This is a genomic window from Bacillus sp. HY001, from assembly GCF_007558965.1.
Classification (GTDB): Bacteria; Bacillota; Bacilli; order Bacillales; family Bacillaceae_G; genus Bacillus_A; species Bacillus_A mobilis.
Genome location: NZ_VLTE01000075.1, coordinates 1 through 9,777, shown reverse-complemented (window position 1 = coordinate 9,777; position 9,777 = coordinate 1). Strand labels below are relative to the sequence as shown.

General features: G+C 34.4%; 11 protein-coding genes and 2 pseudogenes. All 13 read left to right on the top strand.

The window, feature by feature from the left end:
- The first annotated feature begins 274 nt into the window (after positions 1 to 274).
- The 13 genes and pseudogenes from FOT98_RS26295 to FOT98_RS26230 all read left to right on the top strand — a co-directional run bounded on the left by FOT98_RS26295 (position 275) and on the right by FOT98_RS26230 (position 9,747).
- Positions 275 to 547 carry a hypothetical protein gene (locus FOT98_RS26295; RefSeq protein WP_000675279.1) on the top strand — a complete coding sequence of 91 codons (273 nt, stop codon included), beginning with the start codon at positions 275 to 277 and terminating at the stop codon, positions 545 to 547.
- An 18-nt stretch (positions 548 to 565) separates the two neighbouring features.
- Complete coding sequence (locus FOT98_RS26290; protein ID WP_001100171.1) at positions 566 to 790, top strand: hypothetical protein; 225 nt, start codon at positions 566 to 568, stop codon at positions 788 to 790.
- A gap of 260 nt (positions 791 to 1,050) precedes the next feature.
- Positions 1,051 to 1,335, top strand: a complete 285-nt coding sequence (locus FOT98_RS26285; protein ID WP_000633806.1) for a hypothetical protein — start codon at positions 1,051 to 1,053, stop codon at positions 1,333 to 1,335.
- 67 nt (positions 1,336 to 1,402) lie between these two features.
- Positions 1,403 to 1,653, top strand: a pseudogene (locus FOT98_RS26280) (hypothetical protein).
- Between the two features lie 331 nt (positions 1,654 to 1,984).
- A complete protein-coding gene (locus FOT98_RS26275) occupies positions 1,985 to 2,380 on the top strand; it encodes a hypothetical protein (RefSeq protein WP_001055070.1) in 396 nt (131 codons plus the stop codon).
- Between the two features lie 22 nt (positions 2,381 to 2,402).
- A pseudogene (locus FOT98_RS26270) lies at positions 2,403 to 2,753 on the top strand (Rad52/Rad22 family DNA repair protein); the annotation flags it as partial.
- A 767-nt stretch (positions 2,754 to 3,520) separates the two neighbouring features.
- Complete coding sequence (ltrA, locus tag FOT98_RS26265; protein WP_002019929.1) at positions 3,521 to 5,419, top strand: group II intron reverse transcriptase/maturase; 1,899 nt, start codon at positions 3,521 to 3,523, stop codon at positions 5,417 to 5,419.
- A gap of 77 nt (positions 5,420 to 5,496) precedes the next feature.
- Complete coding sequence (locus FOT98_RS26255; RefSeq protein ID WP_000917103.1) at positions 5,497 to 6,024, top strand: hypothetical protein; 528 nt, start codon at positions 5,497 to 5,499, stop codon at positions 6,022 to 6,024.
- Between the two features lie 80 nt (positions 6,025 to 6,104).
- A complete protein-coding gene (dnaN, locus tag FOT98_RS26250) occupies positions 6,105 to 7,217 on the top strand; it encodes a DNA polymerase III subunit beta (protein WP_000673198.1) in 1,113 nt (370 codons plus the stop codon).
- A 12-nt stretch (positions 7,218 to 7,229) separates the two neighbouring features.
- Positions 7,230 to 7,559: a hypothetical protein gene (locus FOT98_RS26245; RefSeq protein WP_000062335.1), complete on the top strand. Its 330-nt coding sequence runs from the start codon at positions 7,230 to 7,232 to the stop codon at positions 7,557 to 7,559.
- Positions 7,543 to 8,100: a hypothetical protein gene (locus FOT98_RS26240; RefSeq protein ID WP_001269722.1), complete on the top strand. Its 558-nt coding sequence runs from the start codon at positions 7,543 to 7,545 to the stop codon at positions 8,098 to 8,100. Before FOT98_RS26245 ends, FOT98_RS26240 begins: the two co-directional genes overlap by 17 nt.
- Positions 8,097 to 8,909, top strand: coding sequence for a hypothetical protein (locus tag FOT98_RS26235; protein ID WP_000770659.1), 813 nt, complete (start codon positions 8,097 to 8,099; stop codon positions 8,907 to 8,909). The genes FOT98_RS26240 and FOT98_RS26235 overlap by 4 nt, the downstream gene beginning before the upstream one ends.
- 16 nt (positions 8,910 to 8,925) lie before the next feature.
- The gene (locus FOT98_RS26230) at positions 8,926 to 9,747 is read left to right on the top strand and encodes a hypothetical protein (protein WP_000732880.1); all 822 of its coding nucleotides are present in this window, start codon (positions 8,926 to 8,928) and stop codon (positions 9,745 to 9,747) included.
- Positions 9,748 to 9,777: the final 30 nt, after the last annotated feature.

Sequence of the window (9,777 nt, the reverse complement as noted above, 5' to 3'; positions counted from 1 at the left end):
TTGATTCCGTTTATTCCCACACCTTTTTTGTGTTGTGGTTGAGTTGTAGAAGCAAGTTGCGTCTTGTTTCATTTGTGAAAGGGCTTCTTTGAGCCGATTAGTGTATATATAGCTTATTTTGCTATACACATTTTTAATCGACTTAAAGAAGCCCTTTTTGTGTTGTCTTTAAGTTAGGAAATACATGTATTAGACCATTTAGGCTAAACGAATAATAAAAGTGATTAAAGCACAATTTTAAGGTGCTTTTTTCTATTTCAAGGGGGAAGTACAAATGAAATTTTATAAGGTTAGTTATGGAGAAGAACTTGCTATAAAAATTATTGCAGCCAATAGTCCATATGAGGCAGTAGGGTTTTATTTAATGGAAGCGCAGAGTGATTATGGAGAAGTGGAGTACGTTAATATTAATCGATTAGGTTTGCGTGAGCGAGTAAAGGTAGATTATGGGCATATAGCAATCTATGACACAGTAGAAGAAATTTATCATCGTCAAAAGATTGTAGATTTACCATGTGTTATAGCAAATTTACTACCAAAAATTTAATAAAGTAGGTGTATATATATGAATGTTGAAAAAGAATTAAAAGAGATTTTACATTGTAAACAACTTATGAGGGATATGTTCTCTTTGTCAATTGAGAGAATTGAATATTTAGGTAAAGGGACAGTTTATATGTATTTTGCAGTAGTTTCAGAGTATGAACTGAATGTTTTCTATCGTATAGATAAAGATCTTGATACATTCAGGCTTGAAAAAGGCTCCTGGGTCTATGCAATTACACTGTAAAAAAGCAAATTTAAAGAATCTCAAATATTAAAAGCGGTAAGAAATTATAACCAAATCCAGGGCTTTATCATATCCTACTTTTGTTAAGAATTTCTGAACTCTCCGTTTTTAAGAACAATTTATAAAAGAGACATAGTACAGTAGTTATAGAATGGAATGCAACTATAGAAAATATGGGATTTATATATAAGTAAGGTACTTGTTGCAATGCTAAAAGCACAAGGAATTAGAAAATGTAAACCTGAGAGGAGCACTACAATATGATTACAGTTAACCGAGGATATATGTATGATCCAGATGATAATGAGGTCATAATTACCGAAATTTATTATGAAGCTGCTACAGATACTAAATTAGGAAGTAAAATGAATAGCTTATCTTATTCAGCCATTCCTAATGAGATTAAAGAAAAAATAGAAGCAGCTGCTTCATTATCCTATATGGAAAGCATTGAGATGCCTCAGCCATTAGCTGTCGTATATCAAAATGAAATTAGCATGTATGGAAAACCAGAAAAATTATACTTTGAGTTAACTAGTATATAAGAGGGAAAAAGACATTGGACGTATTTGTTCAATGTCTTTTTTATTAATTTATAGAGGAGAATATAAAATGAATAATGTAACTGAAATAGAAACAAGTCTTTGGACAATTTGTGTAGGGGATATTTTTAGTAATGGTCGTATGCCGTACCATCTAAAAGTTGTAAAAATTGAAGTAGAAGATATGATGAAACCAGACGATGCGAAGATATATAGTATACCTGTTCACCCTAAAATCATAGAAGACGTATGAAAATAATGGATGTATCAGAACATATTTCTTATCGAGCTTGGTATTATAATGAATTTTGGAGCAAATAATATACTATGGATGAAAGAGTGATACGGTTGTTTCACTCTTTTTTACTTGCATTAAAAATAAAGATAGTTTAATATACAGATATATTTATTGTTTAATTGATTCCGTTTATTCCCACACCTTTTTTTGTGTTGTGGTTGAGTTGTAGAAGCAAGTTGCGTCTTGTTTCATTTATGAAAGGGCTTCTTTGAGCCGATTAGTGTATATATAGCTTATTTTGCTATACACATTTTTAATCGACTTGAAGAAGCCCTTTTTGTGTTGTCTTCAAGTTTGGAGTTATTGTATAGCCAGCACTTTAGGCAATTATTTTATTAATTAGGGGGAAACATCATGAATTTAGTCATGGAAAAATCACAAAGGAAATTACAAAATGATGCTCATTTACATGACATTATTAAAGAAATTAAAGAACTAGCTAATCCTTTATGGATCAGTTCTGTATCAATGTTGCAAGCGCACAATCAAAACTTCAATACGAAAGCTACGACATTTAAGGATATTACCATTTCTTATTTAAGAGATTTAAAAGTAAGTTTAAGTCTCATTTATGCAGCAAGGAATATCAGTTGTAAAAGTATAGAGGATTTGAATAAGCGTCTATCCATTCAATCAGGGAAAGATATTACTTCCCATGAGGATTGGCTGCTTCATGAAAACAGAGGAATTATATGTGAAATGATTGATGAATTTCGAAAGAAAGAGTGGAAACACCCAGATTCGAAATAACAAGTAATACAGGAGGATTATTATGACAAATATAATGGAAAGTTTACAAGCTGAATTTCCTGTCGAACAATTAGGATGGAAAATTATAAATACATTTGAAAGCCAAGGTCGTTTTTTTGCGTTTGTAGCTCCATTTGTTGACGCACGCGCCATTCAGGACCGATTTGATGAAGTCTTTGGTATTGATAACTGGCAGGTGTCGTATGAAAAATGGGGTGAGAAAGCAACGAAATGTACCATATCAGTGTTTTTGAATGAACGTTGGATATCAAAAGAGGATGGAAGTGAAGAATCTGACTATAGTTCTGTAAAAGGTGGCTTTTCAAATAGTTTAAAAAGAGCTGCTGTGCTTTGGGGCGTAGGAAGATACCTTGTGTGAACTGTTCTCGCACAAAAAGTTGTGGAAACACACTATATAAAAGCGAGGGAACTATAAAATGTTCTAACTGCATGTTTGACTATCAAGACTCGGAAGTAAGTCTTGCAAGAACATCGTAAACTCTTGAAAAGGTCTAATACTACGGATAGCAATAATAGAGAACCCTATCATTGTTATGAGCCCGTTGAAGGCGGTGAAAATCGAACCTAAATTCCTCAGGGAACATGGTAAGAAAAGTAATCGGGACGCCATAAAATAGCTATGGATAGAATGAATCATAGATTCTGGCGAATCACTGAATGTACGTGTCGATACTATCCGTTCCTTAGAAATATGGAGGAGGTAAAACCATACCTTTTCAGTTGTGGAAATGATAATAAGGTATATCAAATCTGCGGATAGGGACTATACCCTATTCATCTAATGAATCAAATTACGATTAGTTCATTAGTAACTGACGGCATAAAGGTGAGTCCTAAGGCTATATGTAAGGCTAAAACATGTGGAACAGTTGAAGTTGGTGAGAACGTCATACGATGGTTAATTATCGGTTCGTGGATATAAGGTATTACACATACAATACTGAAGTTCCTTAACACCAATGGCAGTAGGGTCATAGTACCAAAGAAGGTTATGTAATATAACTAGAGGGAAGGGCCCAAGTCTAATAATCATGCAAAGGCAAAATTATTCTAGGAATGTGTAACAGTAACCGACTAAACCTTAGAGCAAAATCTCAGCAAAAGAGGTGATGCAATTTGGTGCGAAAACTAGAAAATACTCTTGAATCAGAAACAGAATTAAAGAGAACATTAGACAAGCTGTACTCAAAAACAAAAGAGCATATGGAAAAAAAGACGAGAATCAAACACACATCTCTCCTTGAAATTGCGATGTCAAAACCTAATATTGTCACTGCGATACACTCGCTAAAAAGCAATAAAGGCTCCATGACTCCAGGGGTAGACGGAAAAACAATCCAAGACTACCTCAGACTATCCGAAGAAAAACTTATCGAGTTAATTCGTGGTAGACTCACAAATTTCAAGGCGCACCTAATAAAACGTGTGTTTATTCCAAAGGCTAATGGCGGACAACGACCTCTCGGTATTCCAACCATAGAAGACCGGATAATTCAACAAATGATGAAGCAAGTCTTAGAGCCTGTACTCGAAGCACAATTCTTCAAATACAGCTTTGGGTTTCGACCAGAAAGAACTACCTATCATGCGTTGGAAAGAGTAAAAGTCCTTGTTCATAACACTGGGTATCACTGGATCGTAGAAGGTGATATTCGTCAATTCTTCGACAAAGTAAACCATAGGATTCTTATAAAAAAACTATGGAGCATGGGAATCAAAGATAGACGAATATTGTGCCTAATAACGGAATTCCTCAAAGCTGGAATCTTCAAAAATATCATTAGAAATGACAATGGTACACCCCAAGGTGGCATATTAAGCCCCCTCTTAGCAAATGTATACTTACATTCCTTCGACAAATGGGTTGCCAAGCAATTTGAAGAATTTACAACCAGACATGAGTATTCGAAACACGATCATAAATTACGAGGTTTAAAATCTTCTAACCTTAAGCCAGGCTATCTAATCAGATATGCTGATGACTGGGTTCTAGTCACTAATAACAAATCCCATGCTTATAGATGGAAGACTGTTATCAAGAATTTTCTTCAGAAAGAACTTAAACTTGAACTATCCGAAGAGAAAACAAGAATAACCAACATCAGGCATAAGCCAATAGAATTTCTTGGCTTCAAATACAAGGTAGTCTTAAAAGGTGTAAAAGGAAAAAAGAAGAAGGATAAAAAGACAAGATATATCAGCCAAATAACTCCTTCTGATAAGAAGATTAAAAGAAAAGTAAAAGAACTCAGAGCCACACTCACTTCTCTCGGCAAAAGATTAAGCCACGATAAACTGAGTAATGCACAGCTAATCTTAGCCTATAACTCAAAGGTTAGAGGATTAATAAATTATTATTCATATGCCACCGAATCTCCCATAATGGATAGAGAAGGTTATAAGTTAAGAAAAAAGACTTTTAATCTTCTATCTAGGCGTGGTGGGGTCTTACATCCTATCAACAAGTGTATTAACCTTGCGGACAAATACCCTAAACGGACACAAAAGACTTTAGCTATTAAAACCGAAGTTGGCTACATTGGCATTATGCATTTAAACCTAACCAAGATGAACGAAAACCTATATAAACAAAAGGTTCAAAATGAAACTCCATACTCTCCTTCGGGACGTAAATTAATCGAGCGAAGAAAGGGAACAAAGGAGTTCAGTGTCAGACTAGATGAAATTACAAGCCTCTCTCTCCTTGAGAAAGTCAGGAAAAAACTTGTGAATTCACCCCGATACAATTTTGAGTACTTTATGAATAGAGGATATGCGTTCAACAGAGATAGAGGAAAATGTAGAATTACAGGAGTCCCACTTGGGAAGCACAACCTGCATGTTCATCACATTAATCCTAATCTCCCGTTAGAAGAAGTCAATAAGCTGCCAAATCTAGCCTGTGTAGATAAGGAAATTCACAAGGCAATACACAATGAAGTTGATATGAGCAGCATCTTGAATAATAAGGAAATTAATAAACTGAAACGATTCAGGAACAAAATTCATGCTATTTGATTATTAGATGGAGCGCCGTATGAGGTGAAAGTCTCACGTACGGTGTGGACCGGGGGAAAAGCCACTCTTAACAGGTAATGCTGAAGAATTGGCTTACCTATCGGTATTATAATGTAAAACCTACTAAAGTAGAACTTTCTACATGTAGTAATGGCCCAAATAGTATCTATATTTCTTATCAAAAGAAAGGATATTATTTTATACCACCTACTATGTTACAGCAAAAACATAAACAAGGAAGTTCAAAGAAGGAACCATCGAATGGCCAAGTAAGTCTAGGTGTACTAATTCAAAACATACAAGAGCTTGCAAAACCATTAAGTATTACATCCAAGGAAATTCTACTTGCCTATAATCACAATTATAATGCGCAAGCAAGAACATTTGAGGATACGACGATTGGTGGTTTAGAAGGAATTCTAACTAGTTTACAGTTGATTCACGAAGCGAAGAATATCCGTCCTGGAAATGAGAAACAGCTTAACCGGTGGTTATCAGCTCTTATTCCTGGTGATGTTACATCCTTTAGAGAATGGTTACTTCATGATCATACAGAAGCCATTCATCAACTCATACAACAGTTAAAAAAACAACAAAGCGCGTAAAGCTTTGTTTTATAGCAGGAAAACGAATGAACAGGATATGAGGTCTGTTCTTTTTTTATTACTTTTTGGAGGGATTTATTATGAAATTTACTATTAACCGTACATTATTTATTGAAAAATTAGAGAAAGCAAGTGCTACTGTAGACGTTAAAAACCCAATGCCGGCATTACAAGGTGTTTTATTGGATTGTAATTCAAAGGGAATGATTCTAATGGGTTCAGACGGTACAGAAACAGTAACATTAGTAACTCGCTTTAATGTAAACAGTGGGGATTGTACTGAACCGGGGAAGGTGCTTTTTGCAGCTGCTCCGGTACTTAAAACGATTAAGAAATTCAAAAGTGAATTCATCGGTCTTGAACATAAAAACAATGAGCTAAAGATTGTAGAAAGTAAGAAGAAACAATTTAGCTTTTGTACCATGGATCACGAAGAATATCCTGAAATTAAAATCGAAGCAGGGGAAGATTGGATTTCACTTTCACAAGAACAATTTGTATCAATGGCCAACGGAACGTTACATGCTATTCCTGCAATGGATACACGTAAGATTCTAACAGGTGTGAACTTAAAATCAGTTGATGATAAGTTCTTTAGTATAGCAACTGATGCTCACCGTTTAGCCCGTTTACATTTTGATTGTACAAAGATCACTATCGCAAAAGATGGTGAAGTCGTGTTACCAATTAAGTCTCTTAAAACAGCTCTTAAGCTCTTTAATCGTGAAACAAATTTACAATTAAAGCTCATTAGTGATACACAGCTGTTGATCCGTGGCGAAAGTATTATCTATCAGTCTAGATTACTAGCTGGTACATATCCCGATACGGCACGTATGGTACCCGACGAATTTAAAAGTGAAATACAACTATCACGTGAAGAATTTAAAAATACGTTGGAGCAGCTTTCAGCATTTTCTTCCTTAATCGTACTTACGTCAGAAGGAAAAGAAAGCATCCATCTTAAACCACAAAATTCTCAAGTAGGTACTGCAAGTGTAGAAATTCCATGTAATCAAGTAGAAGCATTTACATTGGCTTGTAATGTGGAATATCTGCTACAAGCACTACAAACGATAACTTCTGAAACAATCGCGATAAAAATGATTAGTAATCAGAGACCTATCGTGGTAGTGGGAGCAGAGGATACAACTCACTCTAATCTGCAGTTAATTCTACCGGTTCGCGTGTAAGGGGGCATCCAAATGAGTATGAATCACAGTGACTTCTTTGACTTTTTACAGTCAAAAGAAGTCCTTCCTAATAATCAAGAACTTCGTCAATCCTTTGAATTGATTATAAATGGATTTATTGCGAACGAAATGCCTGATTTAGAAAACATACCATTAGAACATATAGATGAATTTGAAAAGCAATTTGAGCAGCTACGACATTATGTCACGTTTTATAGTGATAATTCATTTCGTATAAATGGTCCAGATTGTGAATTAAAAGAAATGCTACATTTACATCTTTTCACTGAACAACTAGAAGATGTGGAAAAGCAGGGGCTAGAAGATGAGATATTTATTTAATCAAGGAAATGAGATGAAAGTATACATACGGATACTACGCATACAAAAATTAATTCGTAAATATAACATCCCATTCTTAATCAATATCAATGATTTTCACAGGGACAAGTTGCATATCACAAGTGAACTATTATTCGAGTCGTTTGCGCGTTTTAACGAGCAAACAAGTATATTTTGTCACTTTGCCTTTGGAACTGAAGAAGACCTGTTAGATGGGACGTTATTTAGCTCAGAAGACATGTATTCGAATTTCGCTTCGGATATTAGTTCTATGGCTGCGGAAGGATGTTACTTCGATACAGCTGGTTACTATTTATGTATAGGCTCGGAACATATAACACAATCTGATTTTCAATTCGTGTTACATGAATTTTCGTTTAACACCTATCAAAGTGAAGCGTATCCCAGTCATATTTTGATTGAATTTCTAGAGGATGGTTATGAACAGTACTCATTTGATGAATGGGTACTTTCTTATTATGAAATTATAATCCGTCTTGCGGCAATGATTCGAGAAAAGACGAAGGGGAACCAGGTATGAAATTATTATTTACATACAATCACCAGAAAGTAAGAAAGTATCTACTTTCGTTAAAAATGCAAAAGAATGCTCACTTACTGCATGAATTACTTGCAGATAAGAAGCATGAAGAAGAAATCTATATATTAGATTGTTTAGAGCACTCAAGAGAAATAGACTTCAGTAAGATTTCAGAACGATCCATTCAACAAGTAATGGCTACTGTTTCTTATTTAGAGGAAGACTCGAATTTCCCAATTGGTTTAATTGATTCGAAAACCTTACTTGAAATAATTATGATTGCGGAAACATCTTTAGATACTGATCTTTCCTGCTTCTATACATCGCAATTCTATCTTATGGAGATATTTATACGTATGTATAAATTGGGGATTCCTGTAAAAGATTATTACCCAACTTATTTAGAACAAGATAATTTCGAAGAATACGATTGTGAGGATTCATTTAAAAGCTGGGGTGATGACTTACTTCAAGATATGAAATTACATCACGAAGAGGTAGATAGCGACGATAAAGATACCTTAATCCAATATTCGAATTTATTTCATATATCTATGGATGAGATAAACCTTATTGTTGAGAATGCATGGAGTCCAATTGGTGAAATGCTCTCTAATATCAAGATAGAGAATCAAAGTTTCTTTCAGTCAATCCAGAATCAGTTTGATATACGTATGCTTTACCAAGCTGATGAGGAAAAACTTTACCTTTTCTATGATGATGATACATATTTTCCAGCAATTAAACGAATTGAGATGTTACTTCGTATCTTTGAAGAGATACAGTTAACAAAAAATATAGCAAATTAGTACAGAGGGCCAAAAAATGAAGAAATTATTTAGCTATTCATCTAATGTAGCGATGTCAAACTACTTACTATCACTTAAGTTAAACAAAACTTATAGCATCGTTAGTTGGGAACAAATTAAACAAAGATATCAAGAGGAAATATATATATTAGAAAGCCTTTCTAAAGATATAGAAATAGATTTCAACAAAATCTCTCATGGAACAATTAGTAAAATCCAAACTTGTGTGGACTTTCTAGATGAAAACCAAACAATAAGGTGGGAGGACATAGAATCAACAGATACGATTGTCATCTTCTTACTTTCCATGAACCTATTAAACATAAATCTATCTAAATTTTATTCATGTCAATTTCATATCTTACGTTACTTTAAAAGCATGCATGAGCTTTCGATTGATGTAACACAGTATTCTCCCTCGTATTTAGACCGAGAGAATATCTATGAATTAGACCATGAAGAAGGATTTATAGAATTGGGTACGGACATGATCGAAGATATGGGCTTAGAAGCTTTTCCAATTGATGAAGAAGAGTATGAAAAGCTCTCTACACTATTCGACATACCATTAAAGGAAATAAAGGAAGCAGCAGAGGACACATGGGGTGCTATAGCTGAAACAATAGACGGCATATCACCGAAGCATAAAGAAAAAATTTCTAAATTACTAGATTGTTATCCAGTGCAGCATTCTTATCAAATTGATGAAGAATCTCTGTATCTCTATTATGGCCAGGAACCATTATACGGACCATATAAATTTGAGATGTTACTAGATTTAGTGGAAACAATCTATACGCAGGGGGACATAACAAATGAAGACAGTAGCAATATTTGATGCTTTAGAGCCAAAAGGAATTGTAACCAT